Source organism: Billgrantia sp. C5P2, assembly GCF_051062895.2.
The window spans coordinates 3,380,210-3,401,477 of sequence record NZ_CM128542.1 but is presented as its reverse complement, the minus strand read 5'-3'; the positions used below and the strand labels follow the sequence as shown (position 1 = coordinate 3,401,477).

Annotated in this window: 26 protein-coding genes and 1 pseudogene; 21 read left to right on the top strand and 6 right to left on the bottom strand. The window is 58.6% G+C overall.

Features of this window, described 5'->3' with window-relative positions; translation table 11 throughout:
* Nucleotides 1–3 precede the first annotated feature (3 nt).
* A complete protein-coding gene (locus ACRWQA_RS15640; protein ID WP_263582991.1) occupies nucleotides 4–414 on the top strand; it encodes a VOC family protein in 411 nt (136 codons plus the stop codon).
* 21 nt (nucleotides 415–435) lie between these two features.
* Here the strand turns inward: ACRWQA_RS15640 and ACRWQA_RS15635 are convergent, their stop codons facing one another.
* Nucleotides 436–894: an Lrp/AsnC family transcriptional regulator gene (locus tag ACRWQA_RS15635; RefSeq protein WP_434228176.1), complete on the bottom strand. Its 459-nt coding sequence runs from the start codon at nucleotides 892–894 to the stop codon at nucleotides 436–438.
* 126 nt (nucleotides 895–1,020) lie between these two features.
* Between ACRWQA_RS15635 and ACRWQA_RS15630 the strand changes: the two genes are divergently transcribed.
* Nucleotides 1,021–2,019, top strand: a complete 999-nt coding sequence (locus ACRWQA_RS15630; protein WP_434228175.1) for a nucleoside recognition domain-containing protein — start codon at nucleotides 1,021–1,023, stop codon at nucleotides 2,017–2,019.
* A gap of 16 nt (nucleotides 2,020–2,035) precedes the next feature.
* On the opposite strand, the gene ACRWQA_RS15625 is transcribed toward ACRWQA_RS15630, so the two are convergent.
* Entirely contained in the window at nucleotides 2,036–2,992 is a 957-nt protein-coding gene (locus ACRWQA_RS15625; RefSeq protein ID WP_434228174.1) for a LysR substrate-binding domain-containing protein, read from the bottom strand.
* A 101-nt stretch (nucleotides 2,993–3,093) separates the two neighbouring features.
* Between ACRWQA_RS15625 and ACRWQA_RS15620 the strand changes: the two genes are divergently transcribed.
* From ACRWQA_RS15620 to ACRWQA_RS15610, 3 genes are all read left to right on the top strand, one after another.
* Nucleotides 3,094–3,909 (top strand): aminotransferase class IV family protein, encoded by an 816-nt coding sequence (locus tag ACRWQA_RS15620; RefSeq protein WP_434228172.1) that lies wholly within the window; start codon nucleotides 3,094–3,096, stop codon nucleotides 3,907–3,909.
* 199 nt (nucleotides 3,910–4,108) lie between these two features.
* On the top strand, nucleotides 4,109–4,486 hold the full coding sequence (locus ACRWQA_RS15615) for a CidA/LrgA family protein (RefSeq protein ID WP_434228170.1): 378 nt from the start codon (nucleotides 4,109–4,111) through the stop codon (nucleotides 4,484–4,486).
* Nucleotides 4,483–5,193, top strand: a complete 711-nt coding sequence (locus ACRWQA_RS15610) for an LrgB family protein (RefSeq protein ID WP_434228169.1) — start codon at nucleotides 4,483–4,485, stop codon at nucleotides 5,191–5,193. Before ACRWQA_RS15615 ends, ACRWQA_RS15610 begins: the two co-directional genes overlap by 4 nt.
* Before the next feature lie 81 nt (nucleotides 5,194–5,274).
* Here the strand turns inward: ACRWQA_RS15610 and ACRWQA_RS15605 are convergent, their stop codons facing one another.
* Nucleotides 5,275–5,901 (bottom strand): LysE family translocator, encoded by a 627-nt coding sequence (locus ACRWQA_RS15605; RefSeq protein ID WP_434228167.1) that lies wholly within the window; start codon nucleotides 5,899–5,901, stop codon nucleotides 5,275–5,277.
* 135 nt (nucleotides 5,902–6,036) lie between these two features.
* Here ACRWQA_RS15605 and ACRWQA_RS15600 point away from each other — a divergent pair, with 135 nt between their 5' ends.
* From ACRWQA_RS15600 to ACRWQA_RS15575, 6 genes and pseudogenes are all read left to right on the top strand, one after another.
* The gene (locus ACRWQA_RS15600; protein ID WP_434228165.1) at nucleotides 6,037–6,525 is read left to right on the top strand and encodes an Lrp/AsnC family transcriptional regulator; all 489 of its coding nucleotides are present in this window, start codon (nucleotides 6,037–6,039) and stop codon (nucleotides 6,523–6,525) included.
* Nucleotides 6,526–6,549: 24 nt separating this feature from the next.
* Nucleotides 6,550–7,122, top strand: a complete 573-nt coding sequence (locus ACRWQA_RS15595) for a sugar O-acetyltransferase (RefSeq protein WP_434228163.1) — start codon at nucleotides 6,550–6,552, stop codon at nucleotides 7,120–7,122.
* Nucleotides 7,123–7,231: 109 nt separating this feature from the next.
* Nucleotides 7,232–7,345 (top strand): annotated as a pseudogene (locus ACRWQA_RS15590) (glutathione transferase); the annotation flags it as partial.
* A gap of 87 nt (nucleotides 7,346–7,432) precedes the next feature.
* A complete protein-coding gene (locus ACRWQA_RS15585; RefSeq protein ID WP_434228162.1) occupies nucleotides 7,433–8,020 on the top strand; it encodes a YdeI/OmpD-associated family protein in 588 nt (195 codons plus the stop codon).
* A gap of 41 nt (nucleotides 8,021–8,061) precedes the next feature.
* Entirely contained in the window at nucleotides 8,062–8,610 is a 549-nt protein-coding gene (locus tag ACRWQA_RS15580) for a dihydrofolate reductase family protein (protein ID WP_434228160.1), read from the top strand.
* A gap of 60 nt (nucleotides 8,611–8,670) precedes the next feature.
* Nucleotides 8,671–9,537, top strand: coding sequence for an isocitrate lyase/PEP mutase family protein (locus ACRWQA_RS15575; RefSeq protein WP_434228158.1), 867 nt, complete (start codon nucleotides 8,671–8,673; stop codon nucleotides 9,535–9,537).
* A 14-nt stretch (nucleotides 9,538–9,551) separates the two neighbouring features.
* Here the strand turns inward: ACRWQA_RS15575 and ACRWQA_RS15570 are convergent, their stop codons facing one another.
* Nucleotides 9,552–10,949: an aminotransferase-like domain-containing protein gene (locus tag ACRWQA_RS15570; RefSeq protein ID WP_434228239.1), complete on the bottom strand. Its 1,398-nt coding sequence runs from the start codon at nucleotides 10,947–10,949 to the stop codon at nucleotides 9,552–9,554.
* Between the two features lie 161 nt (nucleotides 10,950–11,110).
* Between ACRWQA_RS15570 and ACRWQA_RS15565 the strand changes: the two genes are divergently transcribed.
* Nucleotides 11,111–12,286 (top strand): MFS transporter, encoded by a 1,176-nt coding sequence (locus tag ACRWQA_RS15565; RefSeq protein ID WP_263583006.1) that lies wholly within the window; start codon nucleotides 11,111–11,113, stop codon nucleotides 12,284–12,286.
* A gap of 101 nt (nucleotides 12,287–12,387) precedes the next feature.
* Here the strand turns inward: ACRWQA_RS15565 and ACRWQA_RS15560 are convergent, their stop codons facing one another.
* Nucleotides 12,388–12,594 (bottom strand): hypothetical protein, encoded by a 207-nt coding sequence (locus ACRWQA_RS15560; protein ID WP_263583007.1) that lies wholly within the window; start codon nucleotides 12,592–12,594, stop codon nucleotides 12,388–12,390.
* Nucleotides 12,595–12,911: 317 nt separating this feature from the next.
* Complete coding sequence (locus tag ACRWQA_RS15555; protein WP_434228155.1) at nucleotides 12,912–13,349, bottom strand: nuclear transport factor 2 family protein; 438 nt, start codon at nucleotides 13,347–13,349, stop codon at nucleotides 12,912–12,914.
* A gap of 279 nt (nucleotides 13,350–13,628) precedes the next feature.
* Between ACRWQA_RS15555 and ACRWQA_RS15550 the strand changes: the two genes are divergently transcribed.
* From ACRWQA_RS15550 to ACRWQA_RS15510, 9 genes are all read left to right on the top strand, one after another.
* Nucleotides 13,629–13,970, top strand: coding sequence for a DUF6622 family protein (locus ACRWQA_RS15550; RefSeq protein ID WP_263583009.1), 342 nt, complete (start codon nucleotides 13,629–13,631; stop codon nucleotides 13,968–13,970).
* Nucleotides 13,971–14,234: 264 nt separating this feature from the next.
* Entirely contained in the window at nucleotides 14,235–15,065 is an 831-nt protein-coding gene (locus ACRWQA_RS15545) for an ion transporter (protein ID WP_263583010.1), read from the top strand.
* A 349-nt stretch (nucleotides 15,066–15,414) separates the two neighbouring features.
* The gene (locus tag ACRWQA_RS15540) at nucleotides 15,415–15,933 is read left to right on the top strand and encodes a DUF2141 domain-containing protein (protein WP_434228153.1); all 519 of its coding nucleotides are present in this window, start codon (nucleotides 15,415–15,417) and stop codon (nucleotides 15,931–15,933) included.
* Between the two features lie 21 nt (nucleotides 15,934–15,954).
* Complete coding sequence (locus ACRWQA_RS15535; RefSeq protein ID WP_263583012.1) at nucleotides 15,955–16,413, top strand: general glycosylation pathway protein; 459 nt, start codon at nucleotides 15,955–15,957, stop codon at nucleotides 16,411–16,413.
* Between the two features lie 404 nt (nucleotides 16,414–16,817).
* Nucleotides 16,818–17,336: a DUF6622 family protein gene (locus ACRWQA_RS15530; RefSeq protein ID WP_434228151.1), complete on the top strand. Its 519-nt coding sequence runs from the start codon at nucleotides 16,818–16,820 to the stop codon at nucleotides 17,334–17,336.
* 436 nt (nucleotides 17,337–17,772) lie between these two features.
* Complete coding sequence (locus ACRWQA_RS15525) at nucleotides 17,773–18,393, top strand: class I SAM-dependent methyltransferase (protein ID WP_434228149.1); 621 nt, start codon at nucleotides 17,773–17,775, stop codon at nucleotides 18,391–18,393.
* 144 nt (nucleotides 18,394–18,537) lie between these two features.
* Complete coding sequence (locus ACRWQA_RS15520; protein WP_434228147.1) at nucleotides 18,538–19,707, top strand: vWA domain-containing protein; 1,170 nt, start codon at nucleotides 18,538–18,540, stop codon at nucleotides 19,705–19,707.
* Nucleotides 19,708–20,037: 330 nt separating this feature from the next.
* Nucleotides 20,038–20,496: a nuclease-related domain-containing protein gene (locus tag ACRWQA_RS15515; protein WP_434228146.1), complete on the top strand. Its 459-nt coding sequence runs from the start codon at nucleotides 20,038–20,040 to the stop codon at nucleotides 20,494–20,496.
* Nucleotides 20,497–20,850: 354 nt separating this feature from the next.
* A complete protein-coding gene (locus ACRWQA_RS15510; RefSeq protein WP_434228144.1) occupies nucleotides 20,851–21,000 on the top strand; it encodes a hypothetical protein in 150 nt (49 codons plus the stop codon).
* Nucleotides 21,001–21,268: the final 268 nt, after the last annotated feature.

Genomic DNA, 21,268 nt, shown 5'->3' with positions numbered 1-21,268 from the left:
AACATGAAGCCAAGGATCAGCATGATCACGCTCGGTGTTCGCGATCTTGCGGCGTCGATTCGCTTCTACGAAGAGGGGCTGGGTCTTCCCAGGATGGAGTCGCCGCCCGAAGTGGCCTTCTTCACTCTAAACGGCACCTGGCTGGGGCTCTACGGCCGCGAGGCGCTGGCCGAGGATGCGGGCGTTCCTGCCGAAGGCAGCGGCTTTACCGGCATCGCCCTGGCCCACAACCTGGCCTCCGAAGCCGAGGTCGACGAGCTCCTGGAACAGGCGGTTGCCGCTGGCGCCAAGCTGGTCAAGCCCGGCCAGAAGGTGTTCTGGGGTGGCTACTCGGGGTACTTCTCCGACCCGGACGGCTATCTCTGGGAAGTCGCCCACAACCCCTTCGCCTGGGTCGGCCCCAAGGACGAGTAGGGCAAGCGCTTTGGCCAGCGATCAAATGTCCAGCGGCAGTCGCGTCTCGAACTTGGTGCGCTTGCGCGATATCAGGGTGCGGAACTTGTGCACGCCGTCGCTTGCATCCAGCACGCGGTCGCAGAAGCGATCGTAGCACTGCATGTTGGGCACGCTGACGATCAGCACGAAATCCACCTCGCCGGTGACCTGGTAGCACTGGGTGACTTCGGGGGCTGCCTCCATCTCCTTGATGAAGCGGCCGTAGAGCGCCTTGTCGTCTCGCGTCATGGTGACTTCCACCACCATGTGGAGATTGGCACCCAGCGCTTCGGGCGCCAGAATCGCTACTTCGCGCTGGATCACGCCTTGCTCCTTCAGGCGACGAACGCGCTTCAGGCAGGCCGAAGGGGAAAGCCCGACCCGCTCCGCCAGCGCCTGGTTGGTCAGGCTGGCATCATGCTGCAATTGATCGAGGATCCTCAGGTCGAGTCTGTCCATGTGCAGGAAATTTCCTTCGCCACCTACAGAAAGCAACATTCTTCCCGTTTCAGAGTAATAACGCCATCGCCTTGTCCGGTACATGAGTAAAGTAAGCAACTGGCTCCCTGACGGAACGACGCCCACATGACACAACGACTTCCTGCCCGCCTGCTCGGCCCGATGGGTAAGCTGCTGCGCGAGGCCTGGACGGTCTATTGGACCCTGCTCAAGGTGATGGTGCCGGCACTGCTGATCGTGAAGGCGCTCGAGATGCTGGGCATGACCGAGCTGCTCGGCCAGTGGCTCGCGCCGTTGATGGCGCCGCTGGGGCTACCCGAGCCGTTGAGCCTGGTGTGGGCCGCCACGCTGCTGACCAACATCTACACCGGCCTGGTCATCTTCTTCGAAGTCACGCGGGATACGCCGCTGACCGTGGCGCAGGTGACGGTGCTGGGTGTGCTGATGGCCGTGGGGCACTCGCTGCCGATAGAGGGGGCGGTGGCGCGCATGGCCGGCGTGCCATGGTGGTTGACGGTGCTGCTGCGAGCCGGCGGTGCCTGGCTGCTGGGTTGGCTGCTGCACCTGAGCTATTCGTGGGGAGGCTGGCTTCAGCACGCCAACCACGTGGTGTGGCAGCCTTCCGCCCAGGAGGCGACCCTGGTGGCCTGGCTGCAGGGCCAGGCCACCACGCTGGCGACCATCTTCGTGGTGATCTTCGCGCTGATGAGTCTGCTCAGGCTGCTGCACTGGCTGGGCGTCGAGCGGCTGATTCACAAGCTGCTCTATCCGCTGCTGCGGCTGCTTGGCATCGGCCCGGCAGCGGCCAACATCACCGTGATCGGCATCACCCTGGGGCTCACCTTCGGTGCCGGCCTGCTGCTACGCGAGGCGCATTCCGGCCGCCTGACCCCGCGGGACATCGTGCTCACGCTCTGCTTCCTCGGCCTCTGCCACAGCCTGATCGAAGATACGCTGCTGATCATGCTGATGGGGGCGGACCTCTCCGGCCTGCTATGGGCACGGCTCGGCTTCGCGCTGGTGGTCATCGCCATGCTGGCCAGGCTGCCGTGGCTGAAGCGAGCCCAACTGCCGGCGTGGATGTTTGCCCAAAGATCGGTACCGGAAAGGGTGAAAAGCTCTTGAGAAGTGGTGGCTCTCTTCAAACGGCCGCTGGCGCGGCAGAGCCGGCCTCCGTGAGGTGCGAAGCGTGTACTTCATTGAGCAGCCACTCCCTGAAGGCTAAGATTCGCGGGTCGAACTGGCCGCTTTTGGGATAGACCAGGTAGTAGGCGAACTCCGGCATCACCGCGAGTTCTATGTCGAACAGCTTCACCAGGCGGCCCTGGCGGAGCTCGCTTTCTATCATGGCCGGCTCGGCAAGGCCCACGGCGCCGCCTTCGAGCACGGCTTGCACGACATGGCTCGCCTCGGAGAAGGCCACGCAGCGGCTGGCGTCGAAGTCGTCGATGCCAGCCGCCGCCATCCACATGGGCCAATTCGGCCAGGGTTGGCCGCCGACGTGGCAATCCACATGACACAGCGTGTGCTTCAGTAGACCTTCGGGAGCCTTCAGGCCGTCGCCGGCCTCGAGCAGTGCCGGGCTGCAGACGGGCACCACCGTCGTCTCGAACAACCGGTCCGAGCGGGCATTGGCGTACTGGCCGCTGCCGAATCGAATGGCCGCGTCGATGTCATCGAGTTCGAAATCCCTGACGTCATCGGTAATGTCGAACGTCAACTCCAGGGAGGGAACGGCCTCCCTGAAATGGGAGAGCCGGGGCAGGAGCCAGTTCGTGGCGAAACGGGCGCCGAGCGAGAGGCGCAGCGGTGATGAACCTCGGGCCATCTTTCGCGCACGCCCCACGGCACGCTGCAGGTTTTCCAGGGCTTCGCTGGCGGCCTCGAACACTATCGCTCCGGCAGGCGTGAGCCGAATGCTGCGGCTGCTGCGCACGAACAGCTCGATACCCAGCTGCTGTTCCATCTCCTTGATCTGATAGCTGACCGCCGCTGGGGTCAGCCCCACTTCCTCCGCGGCACGCGTGAAGTTCAAGTGCCTTCCCGCAGCCTCGAAAGTTCTCAATGCCCGCGTACCAGGCAGTAGTCGGTTGCTCATTATTCTTCAAGCCAAACTTGATGGTTCATCGAGAAGTACTCGTTTCCCAGTGAAGAGTCAACGCGACATTATCAAGCGAACCTTGAATACGGAGCGACCTCATGACAGCAAACCGGGAAACCTACGTGACACAGCGCAATGGCCTTGACGCCACAGCCAGCGAGCTTTCACCGCTGGCCTTCGCGGGCTACGCCCACTTCACTGCCATGCAGGTACGAGGCGGCAAGATTCGCGGCCTCGATCTTCATCTGGAACGGCTGCGCTTTGCGTCGCGAGAGCTGTTTGGCCAGGCGCTTGCCGACGAAGAGATCCGTCGCTACTTGCGAAAGGCCGTAGAGGCAGGCCCAGCCGATCTCTCGCTTCTGGCCACGCTCTATTCGCCCGCCGGGGAGTTCACCGTGGCTGGGCCTGAAGCGACCCCGGAGGTGCTGGTGCGCACGGCACCGCCTTCTTCCGGCCCACAAGGCCCGCTGGCGCTGGCACCGGTCGAGTACGAGCGCGTACTGCCGCAAGTGAAGCACGTAGGCGAAGTGGCCAAGACCTACTACCTGCGCCAGGCCACAGAGCAGCGCTACGACGATGCGGTGTTTCTGGATAGAGCAGGGCGACTCAGCGAAGGCACGATCTGGAACCTTGCCTTCTGGGATGGTGCTGCAGTGGTGTGGCCGCAGGCGGACATGCTCCTGGGCACCACGATGGGGATTCTGCGTCGGCAATTGCAGCGTCTTGGCATTACCCAGCGCACCCAGGCGGTAACCCTGTCGGATTTATCCTCGCTGAAGGGGGGCGTGGTGATGAACTCATGGACGCCTGGCATTGCTGTCGACCGGATCGGCCCGGTATCGCTGCCGGAGGCGCCGGAATTTCTCGCACTGCTACACGAGGCCTATCAAGCCGAGCTGCTCGAGTCGGTTTGAGGCCCCCATACCGGGCGCTGCCAGGTAGGTAAACGCTTACTGGGGCGGAGGCATTGCGGGAACGAGGGCTGAGGTAAAAAATCAGGAGCATCCACGCGCAAACGATAGCGTGATAATCTTTCCTGCAATGCACCTGTCCTGGCTGCCTGGCTCTTCGGAAGCCACAAGCGGACACCATCCTGGGCCGAATGGAGATGGCATGAAGCTGTTGCGTGGGTTCCTGTGGCTGCTCGGTTTCCAACTGCTCGGCCACACTGTCGTTGAGCTGCTGTCGCTTCCCGTCTCTCACGCCATGGCAGGGCTACTGTTGCTGCTGGCCTGGCTGCTGGTAAAGCGGCGCCTGAACGAGAGCGTGGCCACGGCGAGCCAGGCGCTGATACCGCTGCTCGCCATGCTGATCATGCCCGGAGTGGTGGGTGTGTTCTTCGTGATCGATGAGTTCGCCGGCCACTGGACGGCGATCATGGCCGCCCTGGGCATAGGTACCTTCCTCAGCGTGCTGACCACGCTATGGCTGATGCGACGCTTCATGCCCCGGGAAGCCGTGAGCGCCGATGAGCGGAGGCGTCAGCCATGAGCGAGCTGCACGCCTCCCTGCTGAACACACCGATACTCGCCGTTGCGCTGACCCTGGCCGCCTATCTTGGCGGCATCCGTTTGTTCGAACGGATGGGCCGACCGAGCTGGTGCCCGGCGGTGCTGATCGGCGCCGTGCTCACGGCGGCAAGCCTGTGGCTGCTGCGGTATGAATATGTCGATTATCAGCGCAACGTCGCCTGGCTGACCCTGCTCTTGGGCCCTGCCACCGTGGCGCTGGCGGTGCCGCTCTACCAGCAGCGACAGCACATCTTCGCGTTATGGAAGCCGATCCTCTGCTGCGTGCCGCTGGCCGCCGTGCTGGCCGCGCTTTATGCCGTGCTGATCGCCTGGCTGCTGGGGGCGCCGGCTGACGTGCTGGCCTCGCTGGCACCGAAGTCGGTCACCGCGCCCCTGGCCATGGGCATTCGAGAACAGATCGGCGGCTCGCTCTCGCTGATGCTGGGCGGGCTGCTCATCACCGGCGTGCTGACCACCATCTTCGTCTCTCTGCTGGCCCGCCTGCTCAAGATCACCGACAAGCGGATCCTCGGTTTCGCCCTCGGCGTGAACGGCCACGCCATCGGTATCGTGCGCGCCTTCGAACTCGGCCCCACCGCCGGCGCCTTCGCCTCGCTCGGCATGAGCCTGACGGGCGTGTTCACCGCGCTGTTCCTGCCGCTCGTGTGGCGGTTGTTTGGCCTGTGACCTTCCTCCGCGAGGTCGTTCTCAACACCGGTGCCGCCCCTGGTGTATGAATGCATACCGGGGCATATAGGCGAGCCGAAGTTAGCCGCTCAACGCCAGTTTTGTACCGAAGCCCATCAGCAAGGTGGCGAATAGCCAGCGCTGGAAGCGCTGCGCAAGCGGGTGACTTGCCATCCAGCGGCCTAGAGCGATGCCAACTGCCGTATAGAACAGGTCGAAGATCAGCCCGACGCCTACTAGCACGATGCCGAGCAGCGTGAATTGCAGCGCCACCATGCCGGAATCGACGCGCATGAACTGCGGCAGCAGTACCGAGCAGAACAGCAGGGCCTTGGGATTGGCAATGTTGGTTAGCAAGCCGCGCTGGAATGCCAGGCGGTAGGAGCGCGGAAGAAGTGTCTGCGGTGCAGCGCTTGCGGTATCCGACCACATGTCGGCGCGGGCGAGCCGGATGCCCAGCCAGACCAGGTACGCGGCGCCAATTCCTCGTAGGATATCGAACAGCAGCGGTGACGCTTTCAGCAAAGCCGCCAAGCCCATGGCTGCCAGGGCGACATGGGCTGCGCGTGCCAACCCCAGGCCGCATGCCGTTGCCAAGGCAAGGCCACGGCCTTGTCGGCTGGCAGTTTGCAGAATCAGAACCATATCCGGCCCGGGCACCAGATAGGCAATGGCTAGCGCGGCAACGAACAGGCCCAGGTGTTCCATGCCACGACCTCCCTTGATCGGCTCAATATGGCCTCAGCATAAGGAAAGTCAGGTCGAAGCGTGTTGCGTAGTTGAACTGCATGGCGGCTATTATTGGCATAATCAAAACGACAATATGCGATGGACTTGTCAATCATGCCAAAAATGAAGCTCGACAATCTTGACCGCCGTATCCTCTCTGCCTTGCAACGTGATGCACGGCTAACCAACGTTCAGCTCGCCGAAGAGGTGGGGCTCTCGCCATCGCCTTGTCTACGCCGAGTGCGGTTGCTCGAGGAAAGGGGCATCATCCAGGGCTATCACGCTGCGCTGGAGCGAGGCGGGGTGGGGTTGGGACTCACGGTATTCGTAGGGATCAAGGTCAAGCAGCACCATGACGAGATGGCCCGGGCGTTTCGAGAGGCCGTCGTCAAGCTACCGGAAGTCGTTTCCTGCCATCTAGTCTCGGGAGAAGCGGACTTCCTGCTGCAGGTGGTGGTGCCGGATCTGGCCGCCTACGAGGCGCTGTTGCTCGACAAACTGTTGAAACTGCCGGGTGTCGGCGACATACGAAGCAACTTCGCGATTTCGACGGTAAAGGCGCAATCGGCCTTGCCTCTAGGGCATCTGCCTCACCCCAATTGAAACGGCTACGACAAGGGAGATGCAATGAAGAGCGAAAAGGAAAAAATGCTGGCCGGCGAGCTCTACGACCCGCGCGATACTGAGCTGCAACGTGAACGCCGCCACGCCCGTCTGCTGACCAAGGCCTTCAACGATACGAGCGACGACCAGGGGAGTAAGCGCAAGCGGCTGCTGCTCGAACTGTTCGGCACCATGGGCAAGGGCACCTTCATCGAGCCGCCGTTCTACTGCGACTACGGCGGCAATATCACGCTGGGCGAGCGGGTCTTCTTCAACTTCAACTGCGTGATCCTCGACGTGGCGCAGGTCACCATCGGCAATCACGTGATGTTTGGCCCCAATGTGCAGGTCTACACCGCCACCCACCCGCTCGATGCCGAGCAGCGCCGCGGCGGCCTGGAAGCCGCCAAGCCCATCACCATCGGCGACGACGTCTGGATCGGCGGCGGGGCGATTCTATGCCCCGGTGTCACCATCGGTGCCCGCTCGGTCATCGGCGCCGGCAGTGTGGTGACCAAGGACATCCCCGAGGATGTGTTTGCCGGCGGCAATCCCTGCCGGGTGATACGTTCTCTCGTGAATGACGCATCCCGCTGAAAGGGGAGAAGCATGATTTCCGGCATCAACCACCTGAGACGCTTGCCGTGCGCAATCTCGAACGCTCATTCGACTTCTACACTCGCGTAGTGGGCCTCGAGCCGATCACCTCTACTTCCTCGATCCGGATGGCCACAAGCTGGAAATCCACTCGGGCCATCTTAAAAGCCGGCTGGCGGAACTGCGCAAAAGCTCCTATGAAGGGTTGGAGTGGTACGTTTGAGAGAGGGTTAGAGGTTAGAGGGTGAGAGTGTAAGTAAGCACTGACTGTGGCGAGATCCTCATTCCATTGGCCAAGAGAATAGAGGCAATGAAAACAACAAATCCAAAAGTCGAAGCGCTCTTGAACAAGACTGAATGGCAGGAAGAGAGAAATAAGCTTCGAGCCATACTGCTTGACTGCGAGTTGAGTGAAGACGTGAAGTGGGGAAAGCTTTGCTACTCGTTCCAGGACAGCAACGTGGCCATCATCTTTGCAATGAAGGCATACTGCGCACTCGGCTTCTTCAAGGGTAGTTTGCTGAAGGACCCCGAAAGCATTCTCGTCGCACCGGGAGAGAATTCCCAGGCGATGCGCCAGGTTCGCTTTACCCAGGAGCAAGAAATCGATGCATTGGCGCCAACGTTAAAAGCCTATCTTCAAGAAGCTATCGAAGTGGAGAAGGCCGGCCTGACGGTGGATTTCAAGGAGAAGCACGAGCTGGAATATCCCGAGGAGTTTCAGGTGGCGCTTGATGGCAACGCGGCCCTGAAAACTGCCTTCGAAGCGCTCACGCCGGGGCGGCAAAGAGGCTATATCCTTCATTTCTCCGGTGCCAAGCAGTCCAACACGCGAACGTCGAGAATCGAAAAGTGCGTGCCGACCATTCTCGCGGGCAAGGGGCTGAACGACCGCTGAGGCAGCCGGATGAACGCCTGATCAATCGGAGCCGAAATACCATGAAGACGCAGTACTATACGGCCACGAGCCTCGATGGCTTCATCGCCACCGAAGACGATTCCCTGGACTGGCTCTTCCCGCTGGGGGACATCAATGACACGAGCTACTCCGCCTTCTTTGCAGAGGTCGGGGCGCTGGCCATGGGCTCCACCACCTATGAGTGGATGCTGCGTCATTCGGAAAAAGTCGCCGAGGAAACCGGTTCGGCATGGCCCTATATGCAGCCAACCTGGGTCTTTACGAGCCGCAAGTTACCGAGCATCGAAGGCGCGGATATTCGCTTCGTGCAGGGTAGCGTCATACCCATTCATGCCGAGATGGTACAAGCGGCAGGCGGGAAGAACCTCTGGGTCGTAGGCGGTGGCGATCTGGCCGGCCAATTCTTCGATGCCGGCTTGCTGGACGAACTCCTCGTGCAGGTGGGTTCGGTCACCCTGGGCAACGGCAAGCCGCTGTTTCCACGCCGCATCACCAACCCGCCGCTGGAGCTGGTCTCCGTCCGCCAGGTGGGCACGGGTTTCGCGGAGCTGCGCTACCGGGTGCCGTGACCAGAGCAATAGCGATAGCGCGATGGTGTTTTCACAGAGTGGCTTCTTACAGGAGGCGTTATGGTAAGTCTCGAGCAACGACGCGCAGATTTCGCCAAGCTTCATGATTCGGGCTGCTTCGTCATCCCCAACCCTTGGGATATCGGTACCGCGCGTTTCCTCCACCACTGCGGGTTTCGTGCATTGGCAACCACCAGTGCGGGTTTCCAGTTCAGCCAGGGCCAGGCCGACACCGTATTGGGGCTATCCTGCGAGGCCGCTCTCGCTCACATCGCCGAGATGGTGAACGCCACCGAGCTGCCGGTAAGCGCGGATTTCCAGTCTGGCTATGCGCACGAGCCCGAAGCCGTAGCGGCCAATGTGGCGCGCTGCGTCGATACCGGCGTTGCCGGGCTCTCCATCGAAGATGCCACCGGGGAGCCGGGCCAGCTGTACGATCTCGATCTCGCCGTGGAGCGCATTCGAGCCGCCCGCGCTGCCATCGATGGAACTGGCGCGCAGGTGCTGCTGACCGCGCGGGCGGAAAGCTACCTGGTGGGGCACCCCGAACCGCTGAAGGATGTGCTGCAACGGTTGACGGCATACGCCGAGGCCGGCGCAGACGTGCTCTTCGCCCCCGGGCCGCGAACGCGAGAGGAGCTTGGCGCCATCGTCAGTGCCGTTTCCCCGAAGCCGGTCAATGCCATCGTAATGGGCAACATGGGGCTGACGGTGGCGGACCTGGCAGGGCTCGGTGTGCGGCGAATCAGCGTCGGCTCGGCGCTCGCGCGAACCGCCTGGGGTGCTTTCATGCAAGTCGCCAAATTGATGGCCGAGGAGGGGAGTTTCGAAGGCCTGGGCAACGCGGCAAGCTTCGATGAGCTGAATACGATTTTTGAAGCTTATGACGGGGCTTCAGCCCACCCGGGTGTAAGAAACGATACCTAGGTTGATTGGAATGACTAGGCCAGCGTCCCGCTGGGCTCGCTGATAAACCGCTTTGCTCTAGGGTCACTCATATAAGCCACATTGAGCCTAACCCAAGGAGAATCGCCTCCCTCTGGCAGAAACAATTGCCCTGGCGAGAGCGTAATGCCCATCCGCCTGGCCTGTTGAACGAGCTGGGCCGAGGAGTCGGCTGCGGGATGGCGTGCCCAAACGAACATGCCGCCTGCCGGCTCGACAAAGACCTCCCAGCCGGCGCGCTTCAACATGGTGATTGCCGCGGCCATCTGCTCCGAGAGCTTAATTCTGAGGCGTTCCGTCAATTTCCTGTAGCTGCCGTTCTGGAGCATAGTGGTTACGACTTGTTCGGCAAAGCGTGAGGCGGAAATACTGGTCAGCATCTTGATATCGACAAGAGGCTTGAGCAGAGACTGCTTGGCAATGATGAAACCGACGCGCAACGACGAGGAAAGGCTTTTGGAGAAACTGCTCAGATAAATGACCCGATCCAGGCCATCCAATGCTGCGAGGCGGGTGCTGGGCTCCTGCTGGAAATCGGCGTAAATATCGTCTTCCACAATCTGGAAATCATAGGCTTCGGCCAATTGCAAAATACGATGGGCAATGGCCGGTGAAAGAGTAGAGCCCGTGGGGTTATGGAATACGCTGTTGAGGAACAATAGCTTCGGTTTGTGCTGAATCAGCAATGCGTCCATGCTCTCGATATCGGGGCCGTTGGCTAGGCGTGGCACGCCGATGACTTGAATACGCTGCAAGCGTAGTAAGCCAATGAGATTGTAATAACCCGGCGATTCGACGAATACCACATCGCCGGGTTCGAGTAGAAAACGCACAAGAAGATCCAGCGAATGGCTGCCGCCGCCTGTCATCAAGATTTGATTGGCGTCGGCCCCGATGCCCAATAACCGTACGCGCTCCTGAACCAAGCCGCGAAGATCCGGCGGGCCCAGCGGCGTACTGTAATCGAAGATGCCCGAGCGGCTCTGTCGCGCCACTTGGCGAATGGCGTAGGTGAGGTCATCGCCTTCACGCCAATGGTTGGGTAACCAGCCGCAGCCGAGCTTCAGGTGACCTTCGTCAGCCTGGAAGAGGCTCCACATATCGTTCGTGAAATCTTCCAGCTGGCTCGATGCCGGATTCCCCTTTGCCAGTGCCGTCGGCGCTGCGACATAAAACCCCGAGCCCGGCCTTGAACGTACCAGCCCATGTGCCACCAGCCTTTCATAAGCTTCGATGACGACATTGCGGCTGATGCCATGCTCCGCGGCCAAGCGTCTTATCGAAGGTAAGCGGCTTCCGCCACCGCCGCCGTTGCGCCCGATCCATCCCATCAAGCTTTCGACCAGCTGCTCTACCAGGGGCTTGTTCGATTGTTTGTCCAATTCCAACTTCAACATCGGCACGCCCCACGGTAACCGTACAAGAAAATCCAGGAACAGCTTCTCGAAAAGCAGTGAGATCGTACCTTTCCATGCGTGGCACGAAGATGCAATTGTCCTTCTCGCGGCTTACCTGAAGCCCGCGCTCTTTTCACATGCATCATGAGCCCCTGACAATGCGCCGAACCCAACCCATACGACTCGCCTTCGCGCTCTGTGTAATTACAACGGCAGTCAACCTGCAAGCGCCGCTTTACGATGCCTTGGCAGCGCGTAGCGGCGCTGGCGTAGGGGCCACGACAGTGGCCTTTGCCTGCTATGTAGTCGGCATCCTGCCTGTGCTGTTGGGGTTCAATGGGCTTGCCGAGCGGGTAGGGCGCAAGCCCTTGATCAATACTGCGCTGATGCTATGCCTGGCTGCCACAGTGTTGACACTCGCTATGCCAGGCTTGGTTACCCTAGGTATCGCACGCTTCATGATGGGTATCGGCACGGCGCTGACATCGGCAGTGGCACCCACTTACATGGCCATGCTGTTCGAGGGAGAGGATAGTCGGGCTCCGGCCAACTGGGTGACGGCCAGTACGGCGCTGGGATTTGGGCTCGGTGCGGCCGTCACCAGTTTGTTCGTGCTTAACACGCCGAGCCTAGCGCCTCCTAGCCTGTGGCTCTATCTGGGAGCCGGTGCGTTGGCACTACTGCTGGTGCTGACGCTCAAGGACGACTCACCACGGCGGGCTGGGGCCGAGATGCTGCGTTTGCCCACCTATCCTCCTGGTGCCCTTGGCTATGGGTTCGCCATCCTGCTGGCATGGGCAACAGTAGGGCTGGTCATCGCAATCCTGCCTTCCACCCTGGCCAAGCATGGCCTCTCGGGTTGGGCCGGCTTCACAACCTTCGGTGTCTGCAGCTGTGGTGTGCTCTTCCAGCCATGGGCAAGAAAGCTGGCTCCGCAGACGGCCACCCAGTTGGGCCTGATCATCTTGCCCTTGGTGTATGCATTGATCGCCTGGGGCGCCTTGCAGGGAGTTCTGGTGGCCGTGTTGCTGGGTACCATCGCGGCAAGCAGTGCCTGCTATGGCTTCATCTACCTGGGTGGGCTGAGCGGCGTTCTCAACTTGACGGGGGAGCATCCTGCGCGGGCGAGCGCCGGCTACTTCCTGATGGCCTACCTCGGCTTCAGTATTCCCGTTATCACGACAGGAATCCTGGTCGATGCATTCGGACACGCCGCTGCGCTGGGAATCTTTGGCTTAGTGCTGCTTGGTGGCGTAGGCGTGACGCTAGGCATTCTCCAGCGCGGACGAATCTTTAGCCACAGGGCGCTCCAGCAACGTACATCAAGTAAGTAAGCACTGACTGGAGGGGGCTCAACGTACGACGAAACAGCAACGGTCAGGCACTCGCGCACGCTGCTTGGGCGCCTTCATGCAAGCTGTTAGTACGAAGGCCCTCAGACCATCAACGCCCGGCTGTGCTCCAGCTGACGCTGGGCTTCGGCCAGCGTGTGGGTTTTGCCACTCCAGGGCAGACGCTCCCCTGCCTGACGGAGGTGGTACTCGATCTGGCATCGGTCCTCGTCGTCCAGGATCTCGTAGCGGTGGATCTGGTCGCCGAACTCGTTGCACCACCAGTTATCAGGGAGTTGGGTCCAGTTCATGGCGTCACCTCCACTGGCGCATCAACGCCAGGATTCTCCAGTTCACCACAGCGCGCTTGCGCTCGGCTTTGATCTCGACTGCTCGGCGGGCTTCATGGCGCCAAAGCGCCTCTGCATCCATTAGCCACGGCCGGTGGCGTCGCCGTTCAGATACACTAAGCTCGTATTTTGTAACATTGAGTTGCATTTAGCCTAGTATAAGGTTTATCGGCTTGCCCATCCCAATCTTGAGCATTTTTTGCGAGGCCTTGGAAGGGCACAGCGGCGCTGGCGTGGGGCCACGCCGTGGCCTTTGCGCCGAGCACCCAACTCCACTCTCAGGTACGCTGATTCAGAATGGCATCAATTTCCGCCGTATCGAAATAGAAGGGCGTACCTTCAACCAGTAATCCATTCTCAAACCTCAATATTTCTGAAAAGGGCTGTGTGACTGATATTCCGGTCGCTCGGGCTGTCAGATGCAAGATGCACGACACATACAGCTTGGTTGGGGAACCGGCGTAGCTCAGGTCTTCCACTGACACCTTGCTGAATGCTTTGCTCATTTGCTGCATCAACCCGGCAATGCCTTCCAAGCCTATCCAGTCGCCTGAGTACGGGAGTGATGTCGGCTCGTGGACGACAACATCGGGGTGGAAAGCATCAGCAAGTAGGCTAATGTCTTGTGGCTCCGATTCCATAAAAGCCATCTCCGCTTGAAACATTCTTTCGAGCATCTGCATAGTTGAAAGCGATTCTTCTTGGATGATTTTCATAGCGCCCTCAGGTGTATATGAATGACGATAAGAAGATACTGACCCTGCCGAGGGGGCGACTATCCGTTTATTGCCTCTAAATTGTGAAGCGGCCAGCACGGATTGGTAATATTGGCAGGTTACTGTTTTGGGCTGCGGTCATGATGCTCAGGCGATCCCTCGTTTTCCGAGCTTGAGCCAAGCGGCCTACCGTCACCCACGGCAGGTTAGTAAGCACTGACTGGAGGGGGTGGACTCGCTTCGCTATGCTGAGGCGAAATCGACGCCAGGGAATCGGCCATGCTGATAGAGATAATAAGAAATACGCCGCGCTGGGTATTCCTACTCTTCATCGTGCTGCTCGTGATGGGCTACCAGCAGAGCAAGGACCGCACAGCTAGCCGACTCAGCATCACCATCCTGCCGGCGGTTTTCCTCATCCTGGCCTTATACGGCGTCGTCTCCGCCTTTGGCACCGACCCTGTCGGCCTTGCCCTATGGGCGTTCGGCGTCACGCTCTCCGTGGCTCTGCATCTCAAGCTCGGCATTCCCAGGGGAGTACGCTTCTCTCCCGAACGCCAAGCCTTCCACTTCTCGGGTAGCTGGCAGCCGCTGATTCGTGCAATCCGTGAGAGCGAATAGCGAACTGGCCCGCCTTCCATGCCCTTTTCGCTGTACTCTATTCTTACATCTTGATCCATACACATTTTCCGGCGACTCAGGCTTAAAAGAGCTCGTATTTCTTCTTGGCGACATTTAATAATTATTAATTCAGTTGAGTTGAGTCTTGTTGAGTAGGTAATTCTTGCTTATAGGCTCCTGGCTGATAAGGTGGTTTTAGTCTACAGTCATTAAACATGCTCAGCAGATCACGACCTGAAATGGATGTCAAAAGCGGGGCGCTCTATGAACGACAAGGATAAGAGAGAAAATACCGACACGAAGGTCGCGGACGCGGAAGAGATGAAACGGGAGCGATACGAGCTGCTCCAGCGTTTGGAAGGCTGGCTGGAAACCCCGATGCTGGTTTTAGCTTTTGTGTGGTTGGTGTTATTGGTCGTGGAGTTGATTCGGGGCGAGAGTCTGTTGTTCAATTTTCTCGGCACGGTTATCTGGGTCGTATTCATTCTCGATTTCTCTGTGAAACTGGTCCTAGCCTCGGACAAGGCCGTTTACCTCAAGCGTAACTGGTTGACCGCCATTTCGCTGCTGATCCCCGCGCTGCGGATCTTCCGCGCCTTCCGTACATTTCGGCTGCTCCGCATGGCCAGGACGGGGCGGGGGTTGCGGCTGGTCCGCGTCGTCAGCTCGCTGAACCGTGGAATGAGGGCGCTCGGTGCGAGTCTGAGCCGACGGGGCTTCGGGTATGTAATTGCCCTCACATTACTGGTCACATTTGCCGGCGCGGCCGGGATGTACGCTTTCGAGAGCGAGGTACCCGGCGGCCCGAACAGCTACGGTGAGTCGCTGTGGTGGACCTCCATGATCATGACGACGATGGGCTCGCAGTACTGGCCCCATACGGCCGAAGGGCGTGTACTGTGCGTTTTTCTTGCACTGTATGCCTTCGGTATCTTCGGCTACGTGACAGCGGCGCTCGCCACCTTCTTCGTCGGACGCGACGCTGATAATGTCGACGCCGAATTGGCAGGGGCCAAACAGCTGGCTATGCTACGAGACGAGGTGATCGCCTTACGTGATGAAATTCGCGCCCTATCGCGTCAACCGCCGGGTTGAGCAACTCATACCAAGGACATAAACGCACGCTGAACCAAGCGCAGCAGCTGGCCGAGGGCAGTACGTCTGCTTTTTTGAGGTTTATTGTCGCTTTAGCGGACCCAGCTGCTGAGAGGTGACTTTTATACAGGCCTACCTAAACTTCCGCTCTTGGTCGATAAGAGTTGCCTTGTTTATTGCTCAGCAGCTTGCGAGCCGAATCCGACATGCCGTAGTCGTGTAAATTACCATTGCTGAATGTGCGAGCGCGTTCAAGAAAATTTACAAGCACGTAGTTTAATTTTTGATAGGCGGCTAATGGAGGGTTCAGCCGAGACTACGCATCTCGGAGCTATAAGGAGGGAAGGCAATGAGTGATTCAACTAATCAAAAATCCTTGCTGGGCTTCAGTGTGTGTTACCCTGTAACGCCCCTCAGCTTGGGGCTGCGATATGTAGCATTGTGGGCAGTTATGATGCTTGCGAATTTTCCTGTCATCGTATTTGCCCAAGGAGAGTGCCCCGGAATTCACGTGAATATTCCAAACATTAGTAACAGTAATGGAGCTATAGCTTGCGCGCTTTTCGAATCGCCGGAAGGGTTTCCTACTGAATTTCTTCACTCAGCAACCAATATAATGTTGATGAAAATTCAGGATACGCAGGCGCGTTGCTATTTCTTGGATATCCAGCCAGGAACGTATGCATTGGCCATCATTCATGATGAAAATATGGACGGCAAGCTGGACACTAATTTTCTAGGAGTTCCCACGGAAGGCTACGGCTTTTCAAGCGGGGCAAAAGCCTCGATGAGTGCGCCTTCGTTCGAGGATGCCAGTTTTTCGTACGATGGAGGAAATTTGGGTATGTCAATTCAACTGAGTTACTGAGAGATTTTTCATGGAGAAAGGATGAATAAGTTGAAGAGTCTTTCAGATTTGATAGGGCGCGCTATTTATGGACTTATCAGCTTGAGTCTCGGTATTATCAGTCTCACAATGATGGGCGTTGCCTTATGGGACATATGGCTTTCGCTGCACGAAAAAACCTTGCTGGTTGCAGCTCTTCTTAATTCCATCGGTTTGATCGTGATCGGAATGGCTGTTTTTGATGTGTCCAAGTTCATGTTGGAGGAAGAGGTTTTCAGTAGCAGTGCTACAAAGTCGCCCGCAAAGCAGAGAGAAGCTTTGTTGAAATTTTTTGTCATAATTGCAATTGCTATCAGCCTGGAATCTTTGGTTTTCGTATTCGAGGCTGGAACAAAGGATATAACTACATTGATTTATCCTACTTTACTGTTGCTATCAGCTATCTTGGTGGTGGTCGGTCTTGGGGTATATCAAAGGTTGACTCGTGATGATGACCAATAAAGGAGTAGAAAAGGCTCTTCGTCGTTTCATGTGGATTAGCCCTGATTCAGAAAATGCCACGCTCTAATTCCAGTGGGGTATCCACCGGACCGCCAGCAGTGTTGGCTCAGCCTGCTATGGTCTCCTCGGCATATATGAATGACGATAAGAATATTCTCGCCCCGCAGAGGGCGTTACTATCCGATTATGGCACCCATATTGTGAGTATCTGAAGCGGTCAGGGCGACCTCGTAATATTGGTCTGTTGCTGTTTGGGCTGCGGTCATGACGCTCAGATCATCCCTCGTGTCCCGAGCCTGAGCCAAGCGGCGCTACCGTAACCCAAGGCGGGTTAGTAAGCACTGACTGGAGGGGTTGGCTTCGCCTCGCTATGCTGAGGCGAAATCGACGCCAGGGAATCGGCCATGCTGATAGAGATAATAAGAAATACGCCGCGCTGGGTATTCCTGCTCTTCATCGTGCTGCTCGTGATGGGTTACCAGCAGAGCAGAGACCGCACCGCCAGCCGACGCAGCATCACCATCCTGCCGACAGTCTTCCTCATCCTGGCGTTATATGGCGTCGTCTCCGCCTTCGGCACCGATCCAGTCGGCCTTGCCCTATGGGCGCTCGGTGTCGCGCTCTCCGTGGCGCTCTATATCAAGCTCGCCATCCCCAGGGGAGTACGCTTCTCTCCCGAACGCCAAATCTTTCACCTGCCGGGAAGCTGGCAGCCGCTGCTCATCATGCTGGCGATCTTCTTCGCCAAGTACTCGGTGGAAGTGATCCGTGCCAGGCAGCTCCCGATTGCCGACACGGCCGAGTTCACGGCCATCGTCAGCCTGCTCTATGGCCTGTTCAGCGGCGTGTTCCTCGGGCGTGCGGTGGTGATGTGGCGAAAGGCACAGTTCAGCAGTTCCCAGCGTATAACGGAGCTGCGCTAGCCAGCCATCCTTCGTTCGCATCATCTCAGCAATACGTATTAAACAAATAGCGCATGTAATATAAGCGTGTTCGACTATCGTTGGCTTAACTCTACGGAGCACCATATGCCAGTTGTTACGACAATTGAATTCCCCAGCGTTACCGAAACTACGTATGAGAAGCTCGGTGCCAGTCTTGTCGCACAAGGCGCGCCAGCGGGTATCCTCTATCATGCATGCGGTCCTGTTTCCGGCGGCTGGCGCATCGTGGATATTTGGCGCTCTGCAGAGGACTTCGACAGGTTCGTGGATGGAACGCTTCTACCTGCGGCGCGTGCACTCGGGCTCCCCGAGCCGGTCCGGCGAGAGTGCTTCCCGGCGCATCATGCCGGACAAGTCGTCTCGTGACGGACCAAGGCACTCCTTTTTCCGGGTTCGCTGACCTGGGGTTGAAGCGATGAAAAACGCCAGAGCGTTCTGGAACAAAAGTGCTGCGCGCTACGCCAAGAGCCCCATTCGCAACGTGAGCGCGTACGAGAAGAAGCTGGCCATCACCCAGGAGTACCTGCACCCGGATAGCAGCGTGCTGGAGTTCGGCTGCGGGACGGGGAGTACGGCGATACTCCATGCCCCTCATGTCAGGGATATGGTCGCTATCGATATTTCCGACAAAATGCTGGAGATCGCCGAGCAGAAGGCACGTGATGCCGGTATCGAGAACATCACCTTCCGACGAGGCACCTTGGAAGAGGTGGAGCAGGCGGAGGCAAGCTTCGATGCCGTGCTGGGGCTCAATATCCTTCACCTGCTCGAAGATCTGGACGCGACGCTGGCCAGGGTGCATGGCTTGCTCAAGCCAGGTGGCGTGTTCGTTTCCAGCACCGTCCTGATCGGCGATATCAACTTCCTGCTGCGCCTGGTGATTCCACCCATGCAGATGCTGGGGCTCGCTCCCTATGTGAATCGCTTTGGCAAGCAGGCGCTGGTCGATAAGCTGATCGGCGCGGGCTTCTCCATCGAGCGGGAGTGGCAGCCCGGGAAAGGAACGGTCTTCATCGTTGCCAGAAAGAGCGAGTAGCCGGTTCGGCCGGCTGAGCGATCAGAAGGACCTCACCGCGGTCAGCGGTCCTGCCAATCCGGCCCCATGGCGGCTTCTTCCCGGCTGGCCTATCTTTTCCTGGCCAAGGAAGAGCCCGAAGCCCGATCAATAGGAGGAAGGAGGATGCTCGACTCAGCACGGCGCAGCGGTGGCCGAATTTGGGATCTCTCATTATTGGGCGGCGCAGCAGCTGCGATCTTGCTTTTTTCCGGCCAGCTCGAGAGTGCCGAGAGGGATTTCGATGCCTACATTGCTGAGCGTGGCGAGGATCTGACCGCTTGCTTCAAGGAGCTCCCCGAACTGCGCGACCAAGGCTTGGGCCTCGGCATGACCAGGGGGGCAGAGCGGGGAGCACCCAGCGTCCCGATACGAAGAGTTGTGCTGGCGCTAGACGCATCCGGCTCCATGGCGGGCCGGATTGGCGGGCAAACCAAGATGGATATCGCCCGTGCCGCCGCAATAGACTTCGTCTCCAATCTCGATGAAGACATTGAGCTTGGCCTGGTGCTGTTCGGACATACCGGCACCAATCAGGAATCAGGCAGAGCCGACAGCTGCCGCGGCGTAGAACTAACCCAATCGATCCAGCGCGACGATCGCTCAGCACTTACCCGCGAACTGGAGAACGTATCGGCTACCGGCTGGACGCCGTTGGCCGCTGCGATCGAGCAGGCCGGTGAGAGCTTTCAGGCAACCGAGGTGCCGGGCGAGCAGGTTGTCTACGTTATCTCCGACGGCGAAGAAACCTGTCACGGCGATCCAGTCGAGGCAGCCAGGCAGCTGTCGGAGTCCGATGTGCGTGCGGTAGTGAATATCATCGGCTTTGATCTGCCTCGCGAAGAGCGCGATGCGCTGCACGCCGTGGCCGAGGCTGGCAACGGCCGGTTTCTTGAGGTGGCCAACGCCCGGGAGTTGCAGAGCAGTTTAAGTGATGCGGCGCAAAACCGGCTGGCGAATCAGGGTGCGTTGGCGCGAACCCAGCTCAACACCGGTGGTGGCCAGGCAGCCAATGCATTGAGTACATCGGGCATGTTGGCGCGCTCTAAACTGTGCCTGAAAGCTGCGACCGGTCGCGAACGGCTTGGCCTGGCTGGATGGGCGCGCGAGCGGGGGCTGGACAGTGATACCACCAGAGCGGTGGGTGAACTACTTGATGCCCGGGCAGAGAGTTATCAGTCCCAGCTTGCCGAGTTCGAGGCCGAAGCCGAGCGCCGCAGAGCGGCAGCCGACGCTGCCCTGCAGGAAGACCTGGACCGCACGACGGATGCCTTCCGAGACACGCAAGAGGACTGACCTTACATGGTGGTATCTTGCCTGCAGTCAGCTGCCAAAGTTAGCAGCCAATGGTCTAGCAACAGCATACAGCGACGGCGCTGTGCCCGCCTTCATTCTGCCTCTGGCTTGGCATAAGACGGTCAATGCCAGGCCCGCGCCGATGCGCTTGCTGTTCACCTTTGCTGAAAAACGCCCCATGTAAGAGAAGGCTTACATGGCGTAAGCATTTGCCCTCACCGGCACGACCAAGGTCAAATTTCCGGTTCGTTACGTAGCATTACACGCGGCAAAACGTTAGCGTGACGGTAAAGCGGGCTTAAGCGAAGACCCGCCCCTGAGATCTCGCAGGTGGACGAACCCTTGGATGTTTCGATCCTCTTTGAAGCCGTAAGACCGCTGTGGTGGGTCCTCCTCGTCGCGCTGGCGCTCGGCATCCTCAAGTCTCGCTGGGTCAAGGGCCTGTTCGGTGAAGCCTTCGTCAAGCTGATCGCCAGGGTACGGCTACCGGCGGAGGAGTACCGAGGCATCCACAACGTCACGCTTGCCACGCCCGACGGTACCACCCAGATCGATCATATCCTGGTCTCCCGCTACGGCATCTTCGTCATCGAAACCAAGCATATGACGGGCTGGATCTTCGGCAGCGAGAAGCAGGCGCAGTGGACCCAGAAGCTCTACCGCAAGACCTTTAAATTCCAGAACCCGCTGCGCCAGAACTACAAGCATGTGAAAGTGTTTGAAGCCCTGCTAGACGTGCCGTTGGAAGCCATTCACTCGGTGTTATCTTTTCCGATGAAAAAGAATTAATAAAAAATGAAAAACCTGGATTGATGAAGAGCGGACAGCCTACACTGAGGTTAGCATGGATGAATATTTAGCCACAGGGCGCTCTCGAAAGGTGCGCCAAATAAGTAAGCACTTACTATAGGGGGTGGCTTATACTCGTGCAGAATCGCTATTCATTCGACGGCTTTTTTCATCTTGGCCTTATACGGAGTCATCGCCGCATTCGACACCGATCCTGTTGGCGTTGGCCTATGGGCGCTAGGTATCACTTTCTCCGAAGCGCCTCGTATCAAGCTCGCCATTTCCAGGGGAGTGCGCTTCTCTCTCGAACGCCAAGCCTCCCACCTATCAAGAAGCTGGCGGCCGCTGCTCTTCATGTTGGCAATCCTCTTCGCCAAGTACATGGTGAAAGCCATCCGCACTCGGCAGTTCCATATCGCCGATACGGTTACGTTTACAGCCACCGTCAGCCTGCTCTATGGCCTGTTCAGCGGCGTATTCCTGGGGTGGACGGTGGTAATGTGACTGATGGCACAGCTCGGCCACTTCCAGCAAATGACCGAGCTGCGCTAGCCAGCCAACCCTCAGGTGAGCTACGGCTTATATGCTATAAACCTTCACCACTGATTTGCGACCAAAGTCAATATGTGCTTTTATTCCGTGGATTAACTCGTGAGAAAGAGTTAGCTTTGGAGGAAGTAGCTTCTGGCTCTTGCACTGTCAAAAAAAGCTCACGTCGGTTTGGGATTAGTAATTTTGGTGTTCGTAGGTATGAATGTTTGTTTGGAATATT